Origin of the sequence: Nitrosospira briensis C-128 (genome assembly GCF_000619905.2) — a bacterium.
GTDB classification, from domain to species: domain Bacteria; phylum Pseudomonadota; class Gammaproteobacteria; order Burkholderiales; family Nitrosomonadaceae; genus Nitrosospira; species Nitrosospira briensis.
This window is the reverse complement of the sequence record NZ_CP012371.1, coordinates 52,908-79,299: the sequence shown is the minus strand read 5'-3', so window position 1 is coordinate 79,299 and position 26,392 is coordinate 52,908. Positions and strand designations below refer to the sequence as shown.

Below are 26,392 nucleotides of genomic sequence, written 5' to 3'. Positions count from 1 at the left end.
TTGAATCGCCCCCCTCCACCTGAGAACTCACCCACCACGACATTGCTTGGCCTCACGCAAAACCCGTATGGGAAAGTAACCGGGGTTTATATCAGCCATTCCTACCATGAATCGACCATGAGCAGCCAACTATGCGCCGCTTGATTCTGCTCGGCGTGCTTGCCCTATTTTCCTGCATCGTGGCCATATTGATTATCGCCTTCGGTGTTGGCGAACTTTTATCAGGCGCGACGCCTACTGCCGTCAACACGCTATCAACCGATTTTCCGGTCGAGCCGGTACAAATACCCGTCAGTACTCATTCAAGGGAAGAGAAGAATTCCGGTGTGCACGGCTGGCTGGCGCGGGGAACCCGAGGTGACGGCGCAGTGTTGCTCGTGCATTCGATCCGGAGCAATCGCGTCGAAATGCTGAGCCGTGCCAAGTTCCTGAATGAGCAAGGGTACAGCGTTCTCCTCATCGATCTCCAGGCACATGGCGAAACACCGGGAGACCGGATCACCTTCGGCTTGCGCGAGTCGGAAGACGTGGAAGCCGCAGTAGCCTATCTGCGTAATACTTTCCCCGGCGAAGGGGTCGCAGCCATCGGGGTCTCACTAGGGGCAGCCGCAATCGTGCTCGCGAAAAATCCGTTGCGGCTTGACGCGGTGGTGCTCGAATCGCTCCATCCTACCATCAAGGAAGCTGTCGAAAACCGCTTGAGGCTCCATCTCGGGCAGATCGGCCCGATTTTTTCTCCACTCCTGCTGTCACAGCTATCGTTTCGTCTGAACGCCTCTCCCGATGAGTTGAACCCCATCAGCCGCATAGGCGATCTCAACTCACCATTACTGCTGATTTCCGGTACCGACGATCAGCATACGACAATGGCGGAAGCCGAACGCCTGTTTGATGCCGCCCGGCAGCCGAAAGAAATCTGGATCGTCCCCGGCGGAGGACACTTCAATATGCACGCCTATGCCGGTAAAGAATACGAGAATCGAATATCCGATTTTCTTCAATGGTACCTGCGCAAGCGGCATTAATTTACCTGAGACTGAGCCATATCAACGAGTCGGCTCTGTGAAATTCTGGCGTTCCTAAAACGGTGTCAGAAAAGAAACCCCGCCCGCGCCCACCGCTGTACCATCCCGAAGCCGTTGCGCAAACTGATCCCCTCGCGTTTCGCTGTCATCGCCGATAACACGTCCTATTCTGCTCTTATGGAAGCTCGATAACTGCTTCCCGAACGGAATGACAACTCGCGTATCATTTCCATACAACGTGTCATGCAGCTTCGGCAGTTCGTGCCACGGCGCGGTAGGTCTTGTGTGGTGCGCGTTGTGATAACCGAAGTTGAGGGTAAGAAGGTTCAGCCACGGGTGGCGAGTCGAGATCAGGTTGCTGAACGTATGAGATTCCTCATAGCCCCGGTCGCCTCTATGCTTCATCAGGTCGGCATCGCTGCCGAGCGCCGGAACAAGATCATAATTGTGTTGAAGCGCATCCATGAAGCGCAAAATCGTCAGGAATATAGCGTAAGCCAGCAAATAGCACGCATAAGCCAGTGGCGAATGCAGGAATACCATCAGAAGCAGGCTGAAACGGATAACGGTTATCCCGATTATCCGAGCCCGTTGGTCTTTTTTTTCCCTGAAGATAAACGGCGCGAGGATGAGCATTCCATGCATAAGAAGCTCGATGACCGGCACATACAACCATTCCAGCACCTCTACAGTACGGCGCAGAACCGGATGGCGCGCAAGGTAACCCCTGTAGTCGATTAAAATAACATCCGCGTTATCCACATGATGCCTCATGTGCGTCACACGCACATTGTCATACGTTGCATAGCAACCGCCAGTGAGCCAGTTTAGCCCGCGAGCCATCAAGGCATTGTGGTGCGGCGACTTGAACAGCGCATTGTGGCCCAAATCATGAATAAGATAAGCCGCTATCGTCATCCCGTGCGCCATGGCGAGCGTACCCAGCACCATCGGAATCGGATTCAGAGACAGAATAAGGGTAGCCCCGCCAAAATAGGAAAACTGGCAGTAAAGGAAGGCCAAAAGGTTTGGGCGCAAGCTGCCTGTAAGGCGAAAGTAGGTCTTTTCAATTCTGTTGAACATGGTTTGGCATTTCCTTAGCGATAATATGCAGCTATCCGTTTTCAACATATTTCGTTCCCATCGTCCAGTGACCTGGGATATCACCCTTTGACGGTGAGTACAGGGGTTCGAATCCCCTTGGGGACGCCAACCTCCAGTTAGGCGGATCTTTTATGATCTGGCGTGGGAGTCCACTGCCATATCACACCGTGGCAAATCGTCAGGCCTTATATATCGTAATTATACATGTAAAATTACATACAAATAAGAATTATAATTGTAGTTATGGATAATGGCTGATGCAAAAAACTGAGGAGAAATGAGCAACCCGAAAAAACAGGCAGACGCCAGGCGGCGCCAATTCATACATCTGCAGAACGATACGGATCAGTATTGGATGGATGTGCTGGGAGACACGCTTTTCCACGACCTGAACTACTACGACCTCTTCACGCGGATGTGGTTAAGGTTCAACGACGCTAATGACACGTTCCACAAATCGGAGCTGTATCAGCTCATGCCGAACGTCAGCCAGCGTACCGCGATAAAATATATTCAGATTGCCATCGATCACGGCTTGCTCATCGAGCACGTGGATCCCGATGACCTGCGCTCCAGGCGCATCACAATGTCCAGCGACCTCAAGCGTAAAATCGAGCTTTTTCTGGATTATTCGATATCGATGTTCGAGACACTACCGCTGCCGGTTCCTCGGCAGCAGCATCGTGGTAAATGATGGCTCGTATAGCGGCAGAGATGATTCCGCCCATAATTTAAATTTACCCGGGTCTCACTGGCCATTACCACCCGTGTCATATATCGCTGGCGGGTTTGTCGCGTACGGGTTATTCGGGCTGTCACTGCTGTAGGGACTGCCATATCGCCCATACGGGTTATTGATGGAATCTTCGCTGTACTCGCTTCCGTAACGGCCATACGGGTTGCTTGTCGAGTTGGGATCGTATGGATTGGCGCTGAGATTACCCAGATACTTGCCGGTTTGACGGTCCTTCAAATGTGGAGGCTCAGCTTGGGCAGCGGTAACCGCGAGCGTAAAGAAAATGGCAGAAATGATAAGTTGTTGTCTCACAATAGCGCTCCTTTTTTCGTAGGTCGGGCTCCGCCCGACATCATTTTACGATCGTCAGGCAGAGCCTGACCTACCTTGCAATTTGCATAGACCGTATTGTTGGCTACTACCCGCAACTATCACCAATTATCAGTATTTATCACACAACCACAGTATTAAAATTGCCTCCGCGCCGCTCGCGCGCTGCCAAGCCTGAGCTTTATGTGCCATAGCGTACAGAACAATTGAATAATTCCGGTTTATGTTCAACGATAGGCATCATCGCTTATTCTGAACAAGAAGGAAAATATCATGAATACGATTTCTGTCTGGCGCGCGGGGGCGCCTCAAGCCGGTTTTCCAACACTTCAGGAAGAGATTACGGCCGATGTGGTTATCGTCGGGGGCGGTATTACCGGCGTTACACTTGCCTTGAACCTGGCCGAGCAAGGCACCTCGGCCGTGCTGCTGGAAGCCCACACCGTGGGCTTTGGCAGCACGGGCAACTCAACGGGCAATCTGTATGAAACCGTCAGCAAGGGAATACATCATATCATTGACCGATGGGACAGTGATACGGCCCGCGCGGTTGCTACCGCCCGTCGCGCAGCGGTGGAACAGATCGACCAGCGGGTGCGTAAATTCGATATCCCCTGTGCTTTCCGCCGTTGCCGCCTCTACCGTTATGCCACCTCCGAGAACGCGCAGGACTCGGTGGAGAAAGAATACCAGGGATCGCTCAAGGCAGGACTATCCGTTCATCTCGAAAAAGCGCTGCCCACTCCCCTTGCCCCGCCCTCAGGGCCCGTACTGGCGCTGGATAACCAGGCGCAATTTCACCCGCAGGCTTATGTTCGTGGGCTTGCCCGCCAAGCCGAAAACCAGGGTTGCCGTATCTTCGAAAACTCGACTGTTATCGAAGTGGATAAAGACAAGCACGCCGTGCGTACAGACAAAGGCAAGGTAACAGCCAGGGAAATCGTGTTTGCCACTCACTCGCCGAAGGGCGTGCACCTGGTGCAGGCAGAGATGATCGCCAACCGCGAATATGGGCTCGCCGCACGCATTGCCAGGAATTCCTTTCCCTCCGGGATCTTCTGGGGCACCGGCATCGAACGGCTGTCGATTCGCAACGTGGATGTCGATGACGCCACATTCCTCGTCTGCGTCGGAGAGGAGCACAAGACGGGTCAGGAAAACGCGAAAATCAGCCTGGACCGGCTCGAGTCCTCCGCACACGCCCATTTTAATGTACGTGAAGTGGCGTTCAGGTGGTCCGCGCAGAATTACAGCACAGCGGATGGCTTGCCGTATATCGGTCGCGATGCGACAGGCTGCTTCATCGCTACCGGCTTCGAGACCGATGGTTTAACCTATGGAACGCTGGCTGCATCGCTGATCGCTGACCAGATTGCCGGGCGCGACAACGTTTTTGCCCCACTTGTCAAGGCGAACCGTTTCTCGCCGCTGAAGGGAGCCAAGGGCATAGCCGGAGAAACAGCGAGCGTGGTGAAATCCCTCATCAAGGACTACGTGATCAACCGGGAGACGGTGCAATTATCGCAGCTCATGCCGGGCAAAGGCGCGATCGTGGAGTTCGAGGACGAATCGCTGGCGGCATACAGAACCCCTGATGGGACATTGATTGCGGTCTCGCCGGTATGCACGCATATGAAATGCAAAGTGCACTGGAATAGCGTCGAGACAAGCTGGGATTGCCCTTGTCACGGCAGCCGCTTCGCTCCCGACGGGGCAGTGATCGAGGGTCCTGCGATAGAACCACTGGAACGCAGGTTTCTGACAGGACAGTAATCAAAATCAAAATAAAGCGTTCCGTCCTGCATTGAAGGTGTAGGCAAGATCGCCGATTGCAAGAACCGGTTCGGCGTGAAGACAGCAAGGTAAGTTGGGGTGCAGCACGAACCCCGGCATTTCAAATGTGGAACTGAACATCGGGGTTCCAGCGCTACCCCAATCCACAGGCGACAGGTCCAGCCAAACCAGCTCGCCGCGACTCTGAAAATCCTCCAGCGCACGCAGGATCATCTGTTCAAGCACCTTTCCGAACGCTCGGTCCGCCGGAAAAACCTGAACATTGTCGGGTACGCTCATGTTGCCGATAGCGGTATGGACGGCATGCTGGATGCCCATGCGGCTGAGCGTCTTTCCATTTACGCTGATAAACATCGACAGCTCATAAGCGTCGGTAATCAGTTTTCCAACCATCCACAACGGAAATCCTGTGCGGGATGCCTCCACCGCAACAGTGCCGCTGTCGGCAACATTGTTCAGCACGATCCTGATTTCCCCGTCTTCCTGCTCCGGCCCCAGAGAGAGCTCATCAATAGGATAAATCACCCCGGTGTCCCTGAGTATCCGGCCTGAATAATCTCTCAGCGGAACCTCTCCCATGGGAAAGCGTACGCCATTTCGCTGAAACTCGACAACGAGCTTCAGCCGAAGCGGTACGTCTCTCTTTTTGATATCCTTGTAAGTGACAGTCGGAAATGAACTTCCTAAAAACGACCGTGGCGACGCGCATCCCGCGAGTACAGAGGAGGCGATGACATATAGCAATATTACGTAGCGGCCGAGATTCATGAGAAATGGTCCGTATGGGTACAGGAGAGTACTGGCTATAGCAATGTCGAGGTTAACCCGTTATCCTTCATGCTGCAACTTTCTCGGCCTGTCCCTATGGAATCGCGGGTGTTTTATCTCATATAAATATCTGGATGATGAATCGGACAACGACTCCTTATTGCGCGATATTCGGATTTGACAGCACACGAATCAGGGAAGTACTTTCCATATTGGGATTCAGTGCGGAGCATGGCTTGCTTGCCGAGCGCATGCGCGCTGAAGTGATCGCTGGAAAAGCCGATGAGCTGGTCGATTCCTGCCTTGCCCCGCTGGCGCGTAGCCGGGGCTTTACGCTGATCGAGCGAAATATCGGTATCGAATCCTTCAAGAGAACCTGGATCGAACGCTTGCAGCACTACGGCCAGGACTTTGATACCGCCGAGTATTTTGGGGACCGGCTTGCGAGCGCCGCTGCTTATGCACGCGCGAAAATTCCTCTGGGCATTTTTCAGGTACAGCACTGCCTTATCCAGCAGGTACTCATAGATCGTCTATCGGTTAGATTCGCGGAAGCTGCTTCAACCGCCCGGCCTCTCGTAGACTGTGTTTTGAAGCTTTCATCCCTTGATTTATATCTTACGGCCGAGGGCTACCATTTGCCGGAAGTTGCCGAACTGCAAAAATCGTTGGACAACCTCCGCAAAGAAACATCCCGATTACACCAGGAGGCCTCGATCGATCAACTCACCGGCTTGATGAATTATGCCGGCCTCATGGAATCCCTTGAGCATCAGGTTAACGCCGCGCACGCGAACCAGCATAGGAGTCAAAAGGGTCTTTCCGGCAACATGTGCCTGATCATGATCGATCTCGATTTATTCAAGAAAATCAACGATACGCATGGGCACGTCGTTGGCGATTTTGTGCTCCGGCACGTCGCAAGCCGAATTCAGGCGGCAGTACGTGATTTCGACATGGTAGGCAGGTTTGGCGGAGAGGAATTCGTCATTCTCATGGCAAATACCGACTTGGAACTGGCAACGGTCATTGCCGAGCGCGTGCGTAAAGGGGTGATGGACACGCCTTTACATCTAAAGGAGCTGACCATCCCGGTAACCATCAGCCTTGGCGTCGCAATGCTGAGGCCGGACGAACGCAAGGAATCATTGCTTGAGCGCGCGGATGTGGCAATGTATGAGGCAAAGAGCGCCGGGCGTAATCGCGTAATAATTGCGAAAGATGCTGACGATATCAGAACCCTGCCGGAGTTATAGGCGCATCTGATTAAACCTAAATCCGGTAGTTGGACGGGGTGAAATGTACGGTTTTTGGGGTGCAGGGCAAGGCGCAACGACGCGGAATGCGACCGCGCAGGGCGGAGCAGTGCCTTCCGCAGGAAGGTGCGACCCCGAAGCGGGATGCGGGCGCCCCCTTGTGTGTGGAACGCGATCGCGGCATCCCCTGCGCTGCCCGATCCCCGCTGCACGGGGCCCCTCGGGCGACGCTTTGGGGCGCCGTTCCATTCCAAGAAGTTGCAACGCAGCCATGTGCCCCAAAAACTGTGCAATTCGCCCCGTAGCGCCCTCACCCGGAAGGTGAGCGGCAAATAATATGAAATATTGTTATTAATCATAACACTGATCTATTAAATGAGCGGTCAACTACCGGATTTAGGTTAAAGGCTCCGTTAACTGTTCAACCGGACCGTCTGCAACGTATCTGCTTTATCGCCGGCAGCGCCGGAGGCAGACAAGAGCACAGCCAGATCATCCTCTTGTGCCAACCCATGCGTAAACAACCACTCTCGAGCTTGTGCGAGGCGAGCCTGAGGCTCCGCTCCATTATCGGGCGCGTTGACAACGAGCGGCGAAATACCGCGGACCAGTGCGAGACTTCTATACAACCGCACGGAATCGGCGACCATGACAAGCGGTGCCTGCGGGCGGAAGCGGGCAACGGATAGCGCCGTCTCCATGGATTGAATGGGAGCAATGATGGCCCGGGCGCCGAGACGGGCGGCGAGCAGGCACGCCGCAAAACTCAGGGCGTTTCCCGCTTCGTTCGGGCTGGCTGTTTCCGCTGGATTCATCCGGTCTCGCGCCATGCGTCCGCCATACGCCTCCTCTGTTGCGGTAAGCACGCGCTGGAGAAACCGCACTGCCGCCACCGGGAACTCGCCGACGGCCGTCTCCGCTGAAAGCATGACGGCATCCGTCCCATCCAGCACGGCATTGGCCACATCAGTCGCCTCGGCACGCGTCGGATGCTCATGCTCCACCATCGACTCGAGCATCTGCGTAGCGGTAATAACAGGTCGACCTTGAGCATTAGCCACCGAAATAATGCGCTTCTGCACAATCGGTATTTCGGCAAGATCGGTTTCAACGCCCAGATCGCCGCGCGCCACCATTACTCCGTCGGATGCTGCCACGATCGCGTCAAGATCGTCCAACGCGCGGCGCTTCTCTATCTTGGCCATCAGCAGCGGTTTGATCCCGGGTCCAGGGGGGAGACAAGCCCTCACCCGCGCAAGATCGCCAGCCGATTGCACGAATGAGACGCCAACCCACTCGGCCTCTTGCGACACGGCAAACGCGAGATGCCTTCGGTCCTCATCGGTTGGAATCAGCATGTCTGTGGCGGATTCCGGTATATTAATGCCGGACCCGGAGCGGACAGTGCCGCCGATGCGCACTTCGCACTCGGCCCGGCTTGGGCTTGCAGTCACGCTTTTCACGCGGAGCTCGACCGATCCGTCTGCCAGGAATACTGGTTCCCCGATTCGCAATGCCTGAAGCAACTCACGGCTTCGCACCGGCAACAGACAGCAATTGTCTGCGCTGGCCCCCTTTGCCTCGTCACCCGCCACCACGAGCCTGACTATCGTTCCTTCCTCCAATTTACAAAAGCCATCCGGAAGATCGGCCAGGCGGAATTTGGGACCGGGCAAATCCATGAGCAGGGCCACTGGCTGGCCGAGCGCGTGCGCCGCCTGCCGGACCTGCCGAATACGCCGTGCATGGTCGGCATGATCCCCGTGCGATGTATTGATGCGCGCAACATCCATTCCGGCCTCGATCAACCGCTCGATCACGCCGGGCCGGTCCGTCGCCGGACCCAGTGTGCATACAATCTTGGTTCGCTGCCAGTTGGATTGCGTCATATTTGCGATACGTTTGGTTAGACTACCGGTTTTTATATTCTCGGAGGTGAATAACAAGGTGAATAACAACCCCTATCCGATGATCCGGATGAATCGATGGTACTCCTCATTTCGTTTAGGTCGACAGTCTTGACGATGGGACAAGCCCTGCTTCATGCTATCTCGGCACGGTACGATACCCTTGCGGCGTCCTTTTCGTTCCCGGCAAGTATCGATTTTTTCTCTTCTACGTAATTCTACGTAGTCATCCTACATAATTCAGCACTTTTCCGACTGGTCGATAAGCCCGAAAATGATAAAAATACCAAGACGAAATACGCGTCTACTCGAGTGCAGCTTCGAATTCCCTGGGTTGACGTGAACCGGCAATTTCCTTGTTCAAATCCCCGTAGCCGGTAGTGGTAGTAAAAGTAAAATTCGATAACGATTTTTTCCGATTGATAACCGTAAGGTACGAAGGTACATCATGCCAATCAGTGCGACAGTGTCAACGCCCCGGCAAATCACAGGGAGAAAACTCCCGCAGTGGGCATCCATTCTAATTGCAATGACGCTGGGTGTCGGCACCGGTTACATGATATTTATCCATTATTCTACCGATGACGCTGCGCAAATTGCTGGTTACATTTCTTTAATATCGGATATTTTTCTCCGTCTGGTAAAGATGTTGATTGGTCCGCTGGTTTTTTCGACACTCGTCGCGGGAATCGCACACATGGGGGATGCAAAATCGGTCGGCCGGGTATTTTTCAAGGCCTTTGGCTGGTTTTTAATCGCTTCAGTGGTATCGCTGTTATTAGGCACGCTTGTAGCAAATTTATTACAGCCGGGGCATAACCTCGGATTGACCTTGCCGGCGGTGAACGCCGCTGCCAATCTCCAGACACCGTCGTTTACGTTAAAGGATTTTGTGATCCACCTGGTACCAAAATCATTTGCCGAGGCCTTGGCGAATAATGAAATTCTTCAGATTGTCGTATTTTCGATGTTTTTTGGCGTGGCATTGGCCGCCCTGGGCGATGTGAGTAAAACCCTCACCCGGATAATGAACGAGCTGACCCACGTCATGTTGAAAATCACGGCGTATGTCATGCTGCTTGCGCCAGCCGCGGTATTTGCGGCGATAGCGGCCACCGTCGCCACCAACGGTTTGGGAATTCTGTCGAAATTTGCAGTTTTTATGGGCGGCTTCTACATTGCGCTTTTTATCCTGTGGTGTTTGCTTGCGTTAGCCGGTTTCATTTTTCTGGGACGACGCATATTCAAATTATTGGCTCTGATCAGGGAAGCGTTTTTATTGTCCTTTGCAACTGCAAGCTCCGAAGCAGCTTATCCGAAACTCCTCGATGCCCTGGATCGCTTTGGAGTGAAGCGAAAAATCTCCAGCTTCGTATTGCCGATGGGTTATTCGTTCAATCTCGATGGCTCAATGATGTATTGCACTTTCGCGATACTGTTCATTGCCCAGGCATATGACGTCGAGCTATCGCTTGGCACACAGTTAACGATGATGGCGATCCTGATGCTGACTTCCAAGGGGATGGCGGGCGTTCCGCGTGCGTCATTGGTTGTCATAGCCGCAACGCTAGGTCACTTCAACATTCCTGAAGCGGGTCTACTGTTGATTTTGGGCGTTGACGCCTTCCTGGACATGGGACGCTCGGCGACCAACGCTGCGGGTAACTCGATTGCCGCCGCCGTGGTCGCAAAATGGGAAGGCGAGTTACTATCCGAAGCGGATGCGGCCGCTAATGCGAGGGCTCTTGATGCCGAATTGGCATTGGCGCTTGACCCCACTCATAAGGACTGATTTTCATGATGACAGAGTGCTTCTTCACCTTGCATCGGCCATTGATGCGGTTTGATCCCAGGTCCAGGGGGAAACAAGACCTCACCTGCGCAAGATCGCCAGCCGATTGCACGAATGAGACGCCAACCCACTCGGCCTCTTGCGATACGGCAAATGCGAGATGCCTTCGGCCCTCATCGGTTGGAATCGGCATGTCTGCTCCATATCCAAGCCCCGCAGGGACCATCAAAAGGTAGCAGATTCTCCACTTACGGACTTATTCAAATTCCTGGGGGCCACTTCTCTGGCAATCGCGATACGGCTAACACCATCCCGACTGGCCTCGGATGTAAGGCTCTTTTCGTTGTTCCTCAACCTCCTTCAGGTAGACCTCCTGCTGTGTCTGCCGACGAGCCCAGGAGCGCTTGCAAGATGCAGTCATGGAAAAAAGGGCTCTGGAAACGGGGGTGTCGGAAGTTTATTGCTTTTGCTTCCTTCACTATGATCTTCATGTTGAACCAGAGGCTTGGTCAAATTATGGGTTTTGCTTTTTCTATCGGCAGGATCCGCATTGACGTCAATTCCTCCGACTGGCGATGGCTTATCAAGATCCCAATATTGAAGTACGCTAAAGGGTTGAATTTCCTTGTCTTCAGGTAATTGGTCGCGGTTCCAGCCCCCTCCAAGCGAACGAATAAGATCCACCGATGCTACCAGTACACCAGTCTTGATCTGTACAGACTTGACGCTTGCCGTCAGCGTGCCGATCTGTGCATAAATGAGTTCAAGGCTGGAGGCCAAAGCGCCCTTATAAAGGTCCATGGTAAGGTCTTGTGTGATACGTGCGGCTCCGACGGTAGCATCCTGCCGTTCGGCGGCCTTGGCCATCCAATAGGTCTTGGTCAGGTTATTTTCAACTTCACGAAAAGCATTCAACACTGTCGAACGATATGCATTTTCTGTCTCGCGATAGGCCGACCATGATTGCTGCAATTGAGCCCGACGATATCCACCCTGAAAAATCGGAATGGCAAAAGAGGAACCATAGGCCCAGAAACCGTTAGCCAGGCTGAGCAGATTGAGTCCGGAATTCTCAAGTCCTCCTCCAAGCCGGAAGGACACATCCGGAAAAAAAGCGGCACGTGCAATTCCAATGCCGCGGTTGGCCTGTGCCATCCGGCGCTCCATCGCGGCAATATCGGGCCGACGTTCAAGTAAAGTAGATGGAATTGTCTCCGGAAGGCTGAAATGCGTGGTAAGGAGGGTATCTACCGGCTCGATCTTAAAGCTGGCTGGAGCGAGATTAAGAAGAATTGCAATGGCCTGCTCCATCACCTTTCGGTCGCTTTGCATCAGGGACAATTCTGACTCGGTAGAGAACAGCAACGACTGAGCCCGTGCTACGTCGAGATTAGAGGCGATCTTGCCTTCAAACTGAGTCACTACAACATCCACCGTATACCTGTAAAGATGAATCGAACGTGTGTAAATCGCAATTTGCGCATCCAGTCCACGCAGTGCGAAATAATTCGATGCAATTTCCGCCTGCAGAATAAGGCGTGCGAGTCCGTAATCAGCCGCACGTTCTTCAGCACGATAGATTCTGGATTGCGCCACATTCCGAAATTTCGACCAGAAATCCGGCTCCCAGGATGCAATTCCACTCATAATATGTTGAGTATCGCTGTCAGGTTCTCCAGGAGCACGAAAGAGGGTATGGTCGGATTGCCTGTTATTACTACCACCGTACTCAAAGCCGAGTTGGGGCATATATCGAGCCCGTGCCTTCATCATTGCATCGCGCGCTTGAACGAACCGTTCAGCGGCTGCATGCAAATCCGGGTTGGCTGCAAGTCCCTGCTCCACAAGCTTGTTTAGAATTGGATCGTCATATAGTGTCCACCAGTCGGGCCGGATTGCATCATCCGACGGATTAGCCTTGACGAAATCACTCGTTCCCTCCCAGGAATCCGGAACGACATATTCAGGCGGTTTATAAGTGGGTGTCAGATCGAATGCAGGAAAGGGGAGGCCACTGCAAGCCGCCAGGCTGGCCGCCAGAAATAAAAACCCGCCAAATCTTGCGCCGAGGCGACAGAGATTTGGAATATGGGTTCCTTTTTTACGCCGCAAGTCGATCATGGTCAAATGAGTGTTCATGATGCTTGTAATCCGTTCAATGCTTGTTTTAACCCCGGATCCGGTATTTCTGAATGAGAGTCCGGTTTCGAGGATCCCGGAACCGGCTCTTTTGAGTCTGGTTTCGATGACCCCGACTCTTTTGGAACATTGATCAGATCATACCCCGGTGCAGGCGTTACAATGCTTACCTTGTCACCTTCAAGTATGGCAGCGCTGGGATTGTTTATAATCCGGTCTTCTGCTGAGACGCCCTCGGTTAATTCGACAGTAGCGTCGAGGATTCTGGTTATTTTGATCGGCTTGAAGTGAACAATGTTGTCGTCATCCACCACGGCCACTCGCGTCCCCATCTCATCAAATACCAGTGCGCTGGATGGAATGGAGAGGTGTCTATTCGGAACATCCACAGTGATATTGACTGATGCATAGGAACCCGGCCACAGATCCCGCGCTTCATTTTCAATCACAAATTGGGTGACCACCGTACGTGTACCAACATTGAAGCCACGAGCAGTGGTCAGAAACTCGGCAGTGAAATGCCGACCGGGAAATTGCGGCACCGTCAGATCGGCTTTCAGGCCATCGTGCATAGTGGCGCCGTAGGCTTCAGGCACACTGACAAACAAACGCATCCGGCTCATGTCGGCGACAGTAAAAAGATTGCGGACTTCACCTTCCGGTAAACTGATGGTGCCTTCCTTATTGATGAAGTCTCCCACATTAATGGCACGGTTAATGACCACGCCGTCATACGGTGCAATAATTGTTTTAAACCCGATCAATGCTTCAAAGTTACGGACGTTTTGCATGGCGGCATTCACCTTTGCCTGTTGGGCTTTTGCCTCGGCCACCTTTACCGAAATCGATTGCTCGGATACCGCCTGGTTTTTGCGCAATGCTATCCATCGGTCCGCGGTAAGTATGGCGAGCTCATTAAGGGCCACTTCCGACGCCAGATCCGCCTTGCTTTGCTCGTATTGGGCATCGAGCGCCGGCGCGTAGATTTCGGCAAGTACATCTCCTTTTTTGACTATCGCTCCCCAATCTTTATGCCACATCTTGACGTAACCGGATACCTGGGCATAGATCGGCGCCTGAAACCATGCCTGGATAGTACCTGGAAGCTTGATGGTTTCCTGAGCAGGCATTTGCTCGGCCTTGATGATAGCCACAGTCCGAACATCATTCTCCATCGCCTTTTCTGTTAAAGAATCCATATGTTTACGGGATTCGATGACTCGGTAGCCCAAATAGACAACACCGAGAACGATTGCCAAAATCACTATAATTTTGCTTGATTTTTTCATGTCAGGAATTCCCGAGTTGAGGAACAATTTCTTTGTCGCCAGGAACGCTTTCCTTGTCTTTAGGAGCGCTTCGTGCGTAATACATGATGGCATACACAGCCGGGACAAAGAACAGGGTGTATATCGTCGCGAACATCAAGCCGCCAATCACTGCACGGCCCAGCGGGGCATTGGTGGATCCTCCCAGCGCCATCGGAAGCATGCCCATGATCATGGCCGCCGCGGTCATGAGAACAGGTCGAATACGGGCTTTGCCAGACTCGATGGCGGCCAGCAGCGGGTCGCCATGCGCTTCGATGCGCTCCAGCGCATAGGCCACGACAAGTATGGAATTTGCCGTGGCCGTCCCCATGGCCATGATGGCCCCTGTCAGGGCCGGAACGGAAATATTCGTGTGAGTCAGGAACAGGGCCCAGGCAATGCCTGCCAAAGCGCCGGGCAGGGCTGTAATGATGATGAAGGGAACCAGCCATGATTGAAAATTGACGACAAGCAAGAGATAGATCAGCACGACAGCCGCTGCGAGACCGATAAGCAGTTCGCCATAGGTGGTAACCATATTCGCGGCCTGGCCGGCGATTTGGACATCGGAGCCGCGGGGTACTTCTTCGTCCATCTCCTCGACGATTTTCTTGACGTCATCCAGCAGGTCGCCAAGCCCCCGCCCTTCGGCAGACACATACACTTCAATCAGCGGCATGATGCCCCTGTGGGTGACCAGGCCGGGCGTGCCTACCGGCGTTTTCTTCGTCAGATTGCCCAGGAGTTGATATTGCTCATCCAGGCCGCCTTCCCCCTCCGGTTTGACAGGAATCTTGTTCAACTCATTGGTGCTTGAAACCCAGGGTTGAGGCTGATAGATGTTGATCTGGTATGACATGCCGGTCGTCAGATCCAGCCAGTATTTCTGGTCGATCTGCTGGGTTCCGTTAGTCGTTATCAGCATATTCAGGGCAATATCCGATTCGCTCCTGTCAACACCGAGTCCATATGTCCTTTGGCCTTCAACAAACAGGGTGGGCGTGCGCATGGTTTGCTGGATCACCACATCACTTGAGCCGGGGATTTCACGCAGCCTGCCTTGCAATTTGCGCGCGTATTCGTAGTTTGCGTAGATATCCATCCCGTTAACCTGAACAGTAATCGGAGAAGGGGCACCAAAATTCAAGATTTTCGCTATCAGATCGGCTGGCTGAAAGGTGAATTCGCTCCCCGGATAGCGCTCCTTCAGACCTTTATGGATAATTTTCCGAATATCCCACACGGCTGACTTCTCGTCGAACAGGGTGATCGTCAGATCGCAGTCCTGCGTTCCGATCGTGGGCGTCGGAATAAATGCCAGATTATGCGGCCCGACGGGTAAGCCGCAATTGCTGATGACGCCTTCAACCTGCCCGGGAAGCATCCGCGAGATATCCTCCGCAACGCGCGTGGTAATGCGGTTTACGGCTTCTATCCGTGTGCCGAGAGGCGCCCTCATGTGCATCTGGATGGTCCCCGACCTGACCTCCGGAAAAAAATCGCGACCGTTGAAGTAGAACAGAACAAGGGAGACGAGCGCGAAAGCCAGCATGATCGTTACGAACCGGCGACGATTTGCAATGGTCTGTTCGAGCAGCCCGCCATACCAGGCGCAGAATTGAACAAAGCGAGCCTCGAATGCCTCCTGAAAACGGGAGAAAATCCCCATATGATATTTCAACTTCTCCTTGAAACCGGCAGCCTCCCCCGCTGGCTTTTCCTCGCCAGGGTGGTCGCCTTCCTTTCCGTGTCCTTCTGCATGTCCTTCCGCATGTCCTTCTGCGTGCGGATGCTTGATAATATATTTCGCCATGGTCGGCACGAGCGTACGCGACAGGATGAAGGACGCCAGCATGGCGAATATCACCGCCAGCGCCATTGGCTTGAACAGATAGCCCGATACGCCGGAAAGCGTGAACAGTGGCAGCCAGACAATGCATATGCATAATGTGGCGAGCAGCGTCGGAATAACGATCTGGTTTGCCGCGTCGATGATTGCCTCATCGAGTTCCTTGCCCATTTCCAGGTGGGTATCGATGTTCTCGATCATCACTGTCGCATCGTCGACAAGAATCCCTACCGCCAGCGCCAATCCGCCCAGCGTCATGACATTCATCGACTCTCCCAGCACTTGCAGGAAGATGAGGGAGGTTAAAATACACAATGGAATTGAAGTTATAACGACTATCATGGGACGCCAGGAGCCGAGCATGAGCATGACGATCAAACCGACAAGCAGGCCGGCGATTGCCATCTCATGCGTCACCTCGTTGATGGATTCCCGCACGAAGACCGATGCATCCGTGATGATTCTAACGTCCACATGGGACGGCACGATCTCCTTGATGCGCGGAAGGGTTGCCCTGATGCCGTCGACCACGTCCAGGGTCGATGCCTCGCCGCTTTTCATGACGACAATAATGACGGCCTGTTTACCGTCCACGATGACGGAGTTTGTTTGCGGCGGCCCTGCCAGCTGAACATCGGCGACGTCACGCAAAAAAACGAAGGAATTTCCTTCCCTTTTAACCGGAATATCGTTGAATTCCGGAATCTCCGGCGGCATCGCGTTTGTCTGGACCATCCAGTCGGTCTGCTTGATCTTCATATCGCCCGCGGGCAGCACGATATTCTGTCGATCGAAAGCCGCATGGATATCAGTTGGCGATATATTGCGAGCCAGCATCTTGTCTTGATCGAGGGATACCAGAAGCTGCTTGGGCTTTCCACCGTAAGGATGCGGAACAATCGCCCCCGGGATCACGACAATCAGGGGCCTGAGCTGGTTATAAGCAAGGTTATAGAGGTCTGCCGGCGTCATCTCGTCCGAGGTAATCTGCAGGCTGGCTACCGCTACCTGAGAGGCTTCCAGCCGCATGATCATGGGCGGCGAAATATCCGGCGGCAGCGCCTTGACAATCGTCTGGGCTATGGCTGTGACTTCCGCTTCCGCGCCAGGGAGGTTGGTGTGGGGCTGAAGAAAAATATTCGTGATGCTGATGCCATAGTACGCCTGGCTGACGATGTCCGAGATACCTTCCACCGTCGAGGTCAAGAAGCGTTCGAAGTAAAAAGTGATACGACCCGACACATCCAGCGGCAACATGCCGGCGTAAGCCCAGACTACAGAGATCACGGGAATCTTGATAGTGGGAAAGACGTCTGTTGGCGAGTGCCGTATCGCCCTGACTCCGAATATGACGATCAGAATTGAAAGAACCACGAAGGTGTAAGGTCTGCGTAACGCAATAAGTACTATCTGGTTCATACTATGTATCCTCTTATATCTTCGGTAAAAAATTCATTTACCTACAATATTGCATGTAAGGATGAGGCAATTCTTTAGCAAACCTTTATAAAACAATACAGTTGCCTAAACCGCATAAAGAAACGAACTGTCACTAACGATCATTACAACTAAACTCTGGACGTGCAGCTTTCGGCCTTGCGCCTCCAAACGGTCTGAACAGGATTATTGCCGATCCCTTGCCAAACCCAGGAGTTGATCGCCAGGCAGAATATCGCGGGTGAATGGGGGGGAGCGGGAGTCCGACCGGCCTCGCTGTTCCATCGCATCTCGTCCCCTCGCGCCGGCATCGTCCGGGTCCGGCTTACGCCCGGCGCCATCATCCGATTCGCCTTGGTCATGTGTTGCCCGCTCGCCGCGTCGGCGCATATCTCGGCAGATTGCGATGGCCAGATGGGTTGCCCGATATCGATAAGATGAACGTTACAGTATTGGCCCCCGGTATCGAACCGTAGCTGATTAGGAAGTGTTTTGGCGATCAAGAGGAAGATGGCGCCGAAGGCTGCAGTAGCCGGATTGCTTCCCGACGCGATGGCAATTGCTGCAGCGACCGAGGATATTTTTGCGATGCGTCTCCCATTTTCGCCGACTTGAAGGGGCGGAAAGCTCCAAGGCCTGTGGGTATGCTCCAGGGCGTAGTTAAATCCAATCTCGCCGGCCTCGTCGTCTGTCTTCCCGACAGCCCGGGGGAAAACAACCTGGCACATTGTCAGGATTTGATTCACGTTCGGGCCGCAAGCGCCGAGGATCGTTGCCGATGCGGCCACAGCTCCGCAGGCGATTTGCTGGGAGCGAGTGCCCATTGCGGCCCATTGGGCCGCATTTGCCACCGCGTTCGCGATGGCCTCGCTTACGACTCGCATGTTGTTCGCATTCAGGAGGCCTATGACTCCCCCTGAGTGGTCCTTGTCGTAGTGGCTGACGAGGATGTGATCGAGGGGGTAACCGTAACCTCTGAGGATGGGATCGATAAAGTTGTGGACTGTCTCCGCATACCCGAGTAGCCCGCCATCGATCAATATCGTCCGGTGTCGCCCGGTTGCCACGTTTGCCGCAACAACGAGCGCACTTTCTCGTTGCCCGACGTCAATCATATGGATGGTGAGTTGCAGGGCCATGAGCTTCCAAGTCTCCCTTCCAAGATGAACAAGTCATTCTCATACCCGAGAGCGTTTAGCTGCTGCTTGCTATCACGTTGCCCCGGTTCCAATAGACTGGCGATTATGACGTGCGAATGATCTGTCCAGCAGCCAAACACGACAATTTCGCCGTGGCTTTTCTTAAACTGATCAGCGCAGATTCAAGAAGGAAGCCAATGTCCAAGGATGAGATAAAATTACCACACCACTTGTCAGGGAAATATTATGTATCGGTGGTCATTTTGTGAGCATTTCGACCTGAAAGTGGTCATTTTGTGAATATTCCGACCTGGAAGTGGTCATCTTGTGAATATTCCAACCTGAAAGTGATCATTTTGTGAACACTGCGACCTGAATCATTCAAGAGGCGTTGGCGGCTGTAAAGTGCGTATGAGAGGGGAAGTGCTGATCGAAGCGCAGGTTTCTGCTCTGGAGAAGAAGCAGGACGGTCCTGGAATATTCATGCTTTCGCACTGGCCAGATCAGTCTCATAACCTGATTCTTCCAGATAGTCCGGGATCAGACTGAACCGCCCCGGCTTTCATGGAGGCCGGTTGGTTTAAGTTAGACCACTACCGTGGCCTTTTCTACCTGCTGTCGATAATAATATTCCTCGGCCTCAGCCGGTGGGATATAGCCGATGGGTTCGAGCAGACGTTGATGGTTGAACCACGATACCCATTCCAGGGTAGCCAGTTCCACTGCCGCCTTTGTCTTCCAGGGCGCACGCGGTATATCAATTCGGCTTTGTACAGGCCGTTGATGGTTTCAGCCAAGGCATTATCGTAACAGTCACCCCGGCTGCCCACCAAGGGTTCAATGCCTGCTTCCGCCTGAGGGGCGAAATCCGTCCGCTATGCCCCAGAGCGGACGATGAAACAGAAAAACACGGTAACTCGGTAATGAAATATGGCCGGGAAATGAATTGTCGGTCTGCTCGTGCTAAAAAACAGCAGCCAACCTACGCGGATCTGGAAGCACTATTTGTTCAGCGCTTTCCTGGAAGAACTAAAAATAGTACAGCTCTGCCGTGGAGCAAAAGAGAGTACTTCCTCAGGAATGTCCTTCGGCCGACGATGTGGGCGCCACAGACGCGCTGCCCTGTTCATGCTGGTTCCCCTCTTCTTGCGCCGCCGCTTCGGGGCGACCCAGAAGCCGCAGAGCGGCAGCGGTGACGCGCTCGACAGTGAAGCCAAAATGTTTCATGACTTCTTCCGCCGGAGCCGAGGCCCCAAAATGGTCGATTCCGATAATGGAGCCTTCTTCTCCGGCAAACCGTTCCCATCCCAGTGTTGCGCCCGCTTCCACTGTTATGCGTTTTCGCACACCGGCAGGCAGCACTTGCTGGCGGTAGCCGCTGTCCTGCTCCGCAAACAACTCCCAGCTCGGCAGGCTGACCACGCGAGCGCGAATATCCAGCTCCTTCAATCGCGCTTGTGCCTTGACGCATAGCTCGACTTCCGAGCCGGTTCCGATCAGCAGTACCTGAGGCTCGCCACCCACAGCCTCCGAAAGGATATATCCCCCTCGCGCCACCCCGGCATCGCGCGCACGCGAGCGGTCGAGAATGGAAAGGTTCTGGCGCGATAACGCCAATAGCGTGGGCGAGCTTCTCTCTACCGCAATCACCCATGCCTCTGCGGCTTCATTCGCATCGGCCGGGCGGATAACAGTCAGACCGGGAATCGCCCTCAGGCCGGCCAGGTGGCCAATCGGTTCGTGCGTCGGCCCATCCTCGCCCACAGCAATGCTGTCGTGCGTGAAGACATAAATCACCCGTAAGCCCATGATCGCTCCCAGGCGTATCGCTGGCTTCATGTAATCGGAGAATACGAAGAACGTTGCACTGAAGGGGATTATGCCCCCATGCGCGGCCATGCCATTGACGGCTGCGCCCATCGCGTGCTCGCGAACGCCAAAGGCGATATTGCGACCCGCATAGCTCCACGTGCCGCCGACTGCACCCGCAGCGACTGGCACTGGCGTCTCCTCCGATGGCTGAAAATCGCCTTGCTCATTCAGAGCCGTGTTGGTAGAGGGGTTCAAATCGGCCGAGCCGCCGATAATATTCGGAATGCGCTGGGCGAGCGCGTTCAAGGCCTGCCCGGCAGCCACCCGTGTCGAAACGGGTTTGTCGCCGGGCTTCCATTGTGGTAATTGTGTCGTAAAGTCTGGAGAAAGCCGGCCACCCATGACCTGGTCCCATTCGGCGGCTTCTACGGGAAAGGCTGCCCGGTAAGCATCGAAGCGCTCCTGCCATTCCTGTTGCGCTTTTGCTCCGCGCCCGATAGCCTGCCGAAAGTGCGCCACGGCCTCGGGCGGAAGGAAGAAAGAATCGGTCGTTGGCCATCCTAATGCTTTTTTGGTGGCAGCTACTTCTTCCGCACCCAGGGGTGACCCATGGGCATGAAAGGAGTCCTGTTTATGGGGACTGCCATAGCCTATATGCGTCCGCACCAGCAGGAGCGAGGGGCGGTTTTTCTCGGCCTGCGCCTCTCGCAGGGCAGCAGCTACATCCTCCGTGTCGTTGCCATCCGGCACCATGCGGGTATGCCACCCATATGCCTCAAACCGCTTGCCGACATCCTCAGTGAACGTAAGATCCGTTGCGCCAGCCAGCGAGATGTGGTTTTGATCATAAAGATAAATGAGCTTGCCCAGGCGAAGGTGTCCCGCAAGCGACGCTGCCTCCGCAGCCACCCCTTCCATCAGATCGCCATCCGAGACGAGAGCATAAGTGTAGTGATCGACCAGATCATGACCAGGGCGGTTATATCGAGCCGCCAGCCATGCCTCGGCCATAGCCATGCCGATGCCGTTGCCGAAACCTTGCCCGAGCGGACCGGTCGTCACCTCGACTCCCGGCGTGTGCCCTCGCTCGGGATGGCCTGGCGTGTGACTGCCCCACTGGCGAAAACGCTTGATCTCGTCAAGCGAGAGATCATAGCCTGTAAGATGCAGCAGGCTGTATAGAAGCAGGGAACCATGTCCCGCGGACAGGACAAAGCGGTCGCGATCCGGCCACAGTGGATCATGAGGATTGTATTTGAGGAAGCGCGTCCAGAGAACATAGGCCATCGCCGCTGCTCCCATGGGTAAACCCGGATGTCCCGAATTGGCCTTCTGGACAGCGTCAATGGACAGGACCCGGATCGTATTGATGCACAGTTCCTCCAGATGCTGGTCCACTTGTGCTGGTTCGCTGCTTTTGGTTCCCTGGATTGTCATTTTGGCCTCTCGTTTTAACTGAATCTGACGTCTGGCCGATAGCCAGCCGGCCCTTCCGCAGCATGGTGCTGATTGTGCCGCCATAATGCTAAACAGCTAATTCAATTACGATTGCCAGCCCAACCTCGCCGCGGCTGTAATGCCACTGCTTCACCAGGACCCATATCAATCGCACGATACATGGGCGTGAAACTGATGGCAAGGTCATGCTCGAACGCAGCCTAGCCTATAGGTGCCGGACTCTTCGGGATAAATGCCGATAAATACAGAAAAGACGCAATATTCAAAGAACCATATGGCATTCCAACCATGTGATTCGAGCTTATCAGCTACCCGTCTTCGAATAACGGGAGGTCGAAGAACTCCGCTGCCATCATATTAAAAGCATCCCGCCACCATTCATGCATTGCAGCGGGCACGCCAGACACCGCGCTGTGTTAGCCACCGAACCGACCTCGTCGGCTGGCTCAGGCACGCTTAGTCAGCCATAAGCTTCACGAAGTGGCTTCGGAATGCATGATGTCACCGGAAGATTCTAATTATATATAGCAGGAGCTCAACATGACTTATGAACACAATACTCAAGGCCTGGATAAAATAATGCCGGAAAGTAACAGCCCTGCCCCCAGATTCATGGGTGCCACCTGGCCTTTGGGAATGGATGTTTACACGCCGAAGGGGGAAATCCTTGGCGCAATCAAGGAAGTAATGCTTGATATGGAGCATGCCAGCGTTGCTTATGCGGTGCTGGCCACCGGCGGTATTCTGGGCTTTGGTGAGAAACTTCATGCTGTACCATGGTGCGCGCTAACGCTTAAACTCGAAACTCTGGACAGGCGTTTCATATTGGATATCGAGAAGGAACGCCTTGAATCCGCACCAGGATTCGATAAGGACAACTGGCCGGATATGGTCGATGAATCCTGGATCAGCCAGACCAACACATACTACGGTACCCGGCATTATGGGGTCGGCAGGAACGATCAGGCGGGCAAATCGGACCAACGCGGTTAATAAACGGACCCGCTGCCAACCTCTAATCAAGTGGTTGTCCCTTAAACCTGAATCCGGCAGTTGACCGCTCGCTGCGCGGCGGATTCAGGTTGGAAGTTTCCAGCCATCAATCCACCCGCTGCTGGGGCATCGCCGCGTCGAAGTCTACCCAGCCGCCATTTTCCCACGTGCCTTTCACCCTTTCGACTCCGCTGCGCATGCTGCCTTAGCGCCCGATTATCCATTATCACTGGCAATCGCGATACGCACGGCCACATCATCCCGGTTGGCCTCGGATGTAAGGCTCTTTTCGTTGTTCCTTCGCCTCCTTCCGGCAGACCTCCTGCTGTGCCTGCCGGCGAGTCCACATATTCCCCGCGGCAACCACCGCGCCGACCGCAGGTCCGCCAACCAGCATTCCAACCGCGTTTCGTGCCACACCTCCCGAGGCTGCACCTGGGGCGGCACCTTTGGTTCGCACCCTAATCACCCCGGCTCTCGGCGTCCCTGGCAGCATCATAGGACACCAGGTTGATTGTTAAAAAAACGCATAGTCATTCTCGCTCACGATATTGGCTCTGGGCCAAGCGAAGAATGTCGGTATAGCTGCTTGCAGCTTGAGCAAACTCTGCTGTACCAGAAACCAGAGCCAGGCCGAATCCCATCGGCAATGGCGTTGATTCAGTTTTCCGAGAAGAGTATGCGGAGGTCTAGCGCAGCCGGAAGGCGGATATTCGTACAGGAATTTCGTACGCGAAAATCGCGGAAGAAGCTTCCGCCTACGATATTTTTATCAAGCAGTCAAATAAAAAGAAGGCATATAAAACGCCTTCTTTTCTTAATCTCAACTTATTTTTTTATGCACTAGAGTACTGCTGAGCTATCAGGAGATTTGATAGCCGACCTTGATTTTCTCAATCGAGAATGAAAATTTTTACACCTGACTTAGGGAGAATATGATGAGTGTACTTTTTGCAACACCTGGGAATTGGGACGATGGCCGTCTAGTCACCTTGGATCCAAGTAACAATAAATATGTTTGTACAACCATTCAAAATGGCGCGAATGGCATATTCCTTTATAACTCTGCGGGTGCCGACCATGATACGACGGTAACCATAGTCACTACCAATGCGGCGGCTCCAGTCAAAGTCGTTGTTCCTGGCACGACAGGAAACCAAGGACTTGCCGCAATCGTATTGGTTAACGGGAATGTAACAAATACCGTTACCATCAGCTTAACCAGTGATCAACCCGCCAATTCTAAAATAAGTGCATTTATTGGAAGCCTTGCGTTTCCTATCAATACTGCCGGCATCAATAACAGAAGTCTTCCAATAAATGGAGTTCCCCAGAACTTTAACGCATTTACACGGTATTACGCAGTACCTGCTTCTACCTGGTATCAAATGAACCTGCAAAGCAATATCACGCAGTTTTATACGGCACAGTTTGGGCCAGGGTCATCAGCTGTCAGCATCTATTGCGTAAATCCCGGACCTTCGGCAGCAGCCAATGTTTATCAGGCTGATCCAGGTAACCCTGTCAACTACAAATTTATTTTGCCAGCCCCCACTCAACCACAGCAGCAGATTGCAGCTTCAATATTTGGCAATGGTTCTCAGTTCGTCTGGATCAATGCCGATAGCGTTCAAAATAGCCAACAGGCAACCATCTCCCTCCAGCAACTCTAGTATCTTTTATTACGCCTCACCGTAAATCATGGCTCGATCTATAAAGATAAACAACTTGATACCGAGTTAATACTGCGGTGACGGCGTACACCTATTCCTCATAAGCTACGAACTGCACGATAATGCCGAACAGCCGGCCTTGTGTCGGGCCCACTCGGGACGCCGGCCCGCCAGCTCGTCATGTTCGGGCTGCTCGTCGTATGGATGTTTCAGCACTTCCATGAGCCGTGTAATGACAGAAGCATCGCCTCGCTCCAGCGCTTCAATTGCCTGCTGAGCGAGGTAATTGCGCAGCACATACTTGGGGTTGGCGCGGCTCATCCGTTGATAACGCTGATCCGGAGAATCACCATCCAGGCGCAACCGCGCGATATAACGACGCAACCAACCGGCTAGACGGCCAAGCTGCGCGGGTTCGAATGCGCGCTGCACATCGTAGAATGCCTTTCGGAATAGCTCCGCCAGTGCCCGATCATCCATATGGTCCACGTTGCCCGGTTCAGGAATCTCCATCAGTGCGCGAAAGAACAGCGTCATATCCGTCTCGACCTGTTGCAGCAAATCGAACAGATCGCTGATGAGCGCGTCGTCATCTCTATGGTTCAGCGAAGCCAGTCCGAGCTTATCGGCCAGCATTCCACGCCAAGTGTTATTGAAGGTTTCGCCATAGACCGCTAATCCCCGCTCCAGCGCGGCGTGATCCTCGATCAGTGGCGCGAGCGCGTTCGCGAGACGGATAAGGTTCCATTGCGCTATTTGCGCCTGGTCACCAAAGCAGTAACGCCGCCCCTGGGCATCCGTGGTGTTGGGTGTCCATCGAAAATCGAAACCTTCCAGCCAACCGTAAGGGCCATAGTCGATCGTCAATCCCAGGATCGACATATTATCGGTATTCATCACCCCATGCACAAAGCCCACTCGCATCCAGTGGGCAACCATCAACCCGGTACGCCGGCAGATCTCCTCGAACCAGCGGGCATAAGTCGAGGGTGCAGAAACGGTGGAAGATATGGAATGTGTAGAAGAGGATGGCATCGGCAGTTCGGGAAAATGCTCGCGTATCACGTAATCGGCCAGGCGTTTGAGTAGATCGGGCTCATCCTGCGCGGCCAGTATTTCGAAGCTGCCGAAGCGTATGAACGAGGGTGCGACGCGGCAGACAATGGCGCCCATCTCGGCCTGCGGATTGCCGTCATAGAACATGTCGCGCACCACCGATTCACCCGTTGCAACCAGGCTCAATGCGCGCGTCGTCGGCACACCGAGATAATGCATGGCTTCGCTGCACAGGAACTCGCGAACTGACGAACGAAGCACCGCACGGCCATCCGCGGTTCGCGAATAAGGTGTTCTGCCCGCGCCCTTGAGCTGCAGCTCAAACCGCCTGCCGTCAGGGCGGAGTATCTCGCCCAGGGTGATGGCGCGGCCGTCACCCAACTGTCCCGCCCAATGGCCGAACTGGTGACCACCGTAACGTGCCGCGTAAGGTTGCATGCCGGAAAGGATACGATTGCCGCCAAGCACGTCTGCCGCAAGGCCCACAGGCGAGCCGGGCGGCGAGATGCCGAGCATTTCCCCCACGGGTTCGGCCCAGGCAAGCAGTCGCGGGGCGCGCACAGCGGTCGGTGCGACGCGGGTATAGCTTGCCCCACGCACCGCACGCGACACATTGGTTGTCACCGGGTCGCCCGGCAGGCAGCGCACAAAGCTGTCGTCGAATTTCACATCGCACAAGTCCGCGAGATCGGTGCGTTCAACGGCTATGGCGCTAAGCTTGAGATTTTGTTGGGTCATATATTTATCATCGTGGAATAGAGGTTCCTTGACACGTGTTCATAGTAGACCTAAATTCATTTATAGACATGTGCAA

18 protein-coding genes, 1 tRNA gene and 1 pseudogene are annotated in these 26,392 nt (G+C 54.0%); 8 read left to right on the top strand and 12 right to left on the bottom strand.

All coding sequences use genetic code 11. The features are described from left to right. The first annotated feature begins 131 nt into the window (after positions 1-131). Complete coding sequence (locus tag F822_RS00370; protein ID WP_025039904.1) at positions 132-1,025, top strand: alpha/beta hydrolase; 894 nt, start codon at positions 132-134, stop codon at positions 1,023-1,025. A 54-nt stretch (positions 1,026-1,079) separates the two neighbouring features. On the opposite strand, the gene F822_RS00365 is transcribed toward F822_RS00370, so the two are convergent. Next, complete coding sequence (locus tag F822_RS00365; protein WP_025039905.1) at positions 1,080-2,108, bottom strand: fatty acid desaturase family protein; 1,029 nt, start codon at positions 2,106-2,108, stop codon at positions 1,080-1,082. Between the two features lie 53 nt (positions 2,109-2,161). Between F822_RS00365 and F822_RS00360 the strand changes: the two genes are divergently transcribed. Further along, a tRNA-Gln gene (locus tag F822_RS00360) sits at positions 2,162-2,237 on the top strand. Positions 2,238-2,406: 169 nt separating this feature from the next. Beyond that, positions 2,407-2,823, top strand: a complete 417-nt coding sequence (locus tag F822_RS00355) for a hypothetical protein (protein WP_025039906.1) — start codon at positions 2,407-2,409, stop codon at positions 2,821-2,823. Positions 2,824-2,877: 54 nt separating this feature from the next. On the opposite strand, the gene F822_RS00350 is transcribed toward F822_RS00355, so the two are convergent. Next, positions 2,878-3,177, bottom strand: coding sequence for a hypothetical protein (locus F822_RS00350; protein ID WP_025039907.1), 300 nt, complete (start codon positions 3,175-3,177; stop codon positions 2,878-2,880). A 291-nt stretch (positions 3,178-3,468) separates the two neighbouring features. On the opposite strand from F822_RS00350, the gene F822_RS00345 reads away from it, so the two are divergent. Beyond that, on the top strand, positions 3,469-4,968 hold the full coding sequence (locus F822_RS00345; protein ID WP_025039908.1) for an FAD-dependent oxidoreductase: 1,500 nt from the start codon (positions 3,469-3,471) through the stop codon (positions 4,966-4,968). A 6-nt stretch (positions 4,969-4,974) separates the two neighbouring features. Here F822_RS00345 and F822_RS00340 read toward each other — a convergent pair whose 3' ends face one another. After that, positions 4,975-5,757, bottom strand: a complete 783-nt coding sequence (locus F822_RS00340; protein WP_025039909.1) for a hypothetical protein — start codon at positions 5,755-5,757, stop codon at positions 4,975-4,977. A 134-nt stretch (positions 5,758-5,891) separates the two neighbouring features. Between F822_RS00340 and F822_RS00335 the strand changes: the two genes are divergently transcribed. Then, complete coding sequence (locus tag F822_RS00335; RefSeq protein ID WP_025039910.1) at positions 5,892-7,013, top strand: GGDEF domain-containing protein; 1,122 nt, start codon at positions 5,892-5,894, stop codon at positions 7,011-7,013. Positions 7,014-7,426: 413 nt separating this feature from the next. On the opposite strand, the gene pyk is transcribed toward F822_RS00335, so the two are convergent. Next, on the bottom strand, positions 7,427-8,902 hold the full coding sequence (gene pyk, locus F822_RS00330) for a pyruvate kinase (protein ID WP_036574852.1): 1,476 nt from the start codon (positions 8,900-8,902) through the stop codon (positions 7,427-7,429). A 466-nt stretch (positions 8,903-9,368) separates the two neighbouring features. On the opposite strand from pyk, the gene F822_RS00325 reads away from it, so the two are divergent. Beyond that, positions 9,369-10,712 (top strand): dicarboxylate/amino acid:cation symporter, encoded by a 1,344-nt coding sequence (locus F822_RS00325; RefSeq protein WP_025039912.1) that lies wholly within the window; start codon positions 9,369-9,371, stop codon positions 10,710-10,712. 417 nt (positions 10,713-11,129) lie between these two features. On the opposite strand, the gene F822_RS00320 is transcribed toward F822_RS00325, so the two are convergent. The 6 genes and pseudogenes from F822_RS00320 to tkt all read right to left on the bottom strand — a co-directional run bounded on the left by F822_RS00320 (position 11,130) and on the right by tkt (position 21,835). Next, positions 11,130-12,851 carry an efflux transporter outer membrane subunit gene (locus F822_RS00320; protein ID WP_025039913.1) on the bottom strand — a complete coding sequence of 574 codons (1,722 nt, stop codon included), beginning with the start codon at positions 12,849-12,851 and terminating at the stop codon, positions 11,130-11,132. Beyond that, the gene (locus tag F822_RS00315) at positions 12,848-14,140 is read right to left on the bottom strand and encodes an efflux RND transporter periplasmic adaptor subunit (protein ID WP_036574686.1); all 1,293 of its coding nucleotides are present in this window, start codon (positions 14,138-14,140) and stop codon (positions 12,848-12,850) included. The genes F822_RS00320 and F822_RS00315 overlap by 4 nt, the downstream gene beginning before the upstream one ends. A 1-nt stretch (position 14,141) precedes the next feature. Beyond that, the gene (locus tag F822_RS00310; protein ID WP_025039915.1) at positions 14,142-17,429 is read right to left on the bottom strand and encodes an efflux RND transporter permease subunit; all 3,288 of its coding nucleotides are present in this window, start codon (positions 17,427-17,429) and stop codon (positions 14,142-14,144) included. 149 nt (positions 17,430-17,578) lie between these two features. Then, positions 17,579-18,586, bottom strand: coding sequence for a ComEC/Rec2 family competence protein (locus F822_RS00305; RefSeq protein ID WP_025039916.1), 1,008 nt, complete (start codon positions 18,584-18,586; stop codon positions 17,579-17,581). Between the two features lie 585 nt (positions 18,587-19,171). Beyond that, positions 19,172-19,440, bottom strand: a pseudogene (locus tag F822_RS15040) (integrase core domain-containing protein); the annotation flags it as partial. A 220-nt stretch (positions 19,441-19,660) separates the two neighbouring features. Next, complete coding sequence (gene tkt / locus F822_RS00295) at positions 19,661-21,835, bottom strand: transketolase (protein WP_051536562.1); 2,175 nt, start codon at positions 21,833-21,835, stop codon at positions 19,661-19,663. Positions 21,836-22,396: 561 nt separating this feature from the next. On the opposite strand from tkt, the gene F822_RS00290 reads away from it, so the two are divergent. Then, positions 22,397-22,849, top strand: coding sequence for a PRC-barrel domain-containing protein (locus tag F822_RS00290; RefSeq protein ID WP_025039918.1), 453 nt, complete (start codon positions 22,397-22,399; stop codon positions 22,847-22,849). Positions 22,850-23,105: 256 nt separating this feature from the next. On the opposite strand, the gene F822_RS00285 is transcribed toward F822_RS00290, so the two are convergent. Further along, entirely contained in the window at positions 23,106-23,309 is a 204-nt protein-coding gene (locus tag F822_RS00285; protein ID WP_197272847.1) for a hypothetical protein, read from the bottom strand. Between the two features lie 475 nt (positions 23,310-23,784). Between F822_RS00285 and F822_RS00280 the strand changes: the two genes are divergently transcribed. Next, positions 23,785-24,522 carry a hypothetical protein gene (locus tag F822_RS00280; RefSeq protein ID WP_025039920.1) on the top strand — a complete coding sequence of 246 codons (738 nt, stop codon included), beginning with the start codon at positions 23,785-23,787 and terminating at the stop codon, positions 24,520-24,522. Positions 24,523-24,627: 105 nt separating this feature from the next. Here F822_RS00280 and F822_RS00275 read toward each other — a convergent pair whose 3' ends face one another. Further along, positions 24,628-26,316, bottom strand: coding sequence for a protein adenylyltransferase SelO (locus F822_RS00275; protein ID WP_082204565.1), 1,689 nt, complete (start codon positions 26,314-26,316; stop codon positions 24,628-24,630). Between the last annotated feature and the right edge of the window lie 76 nt (positions 26,317-26,392).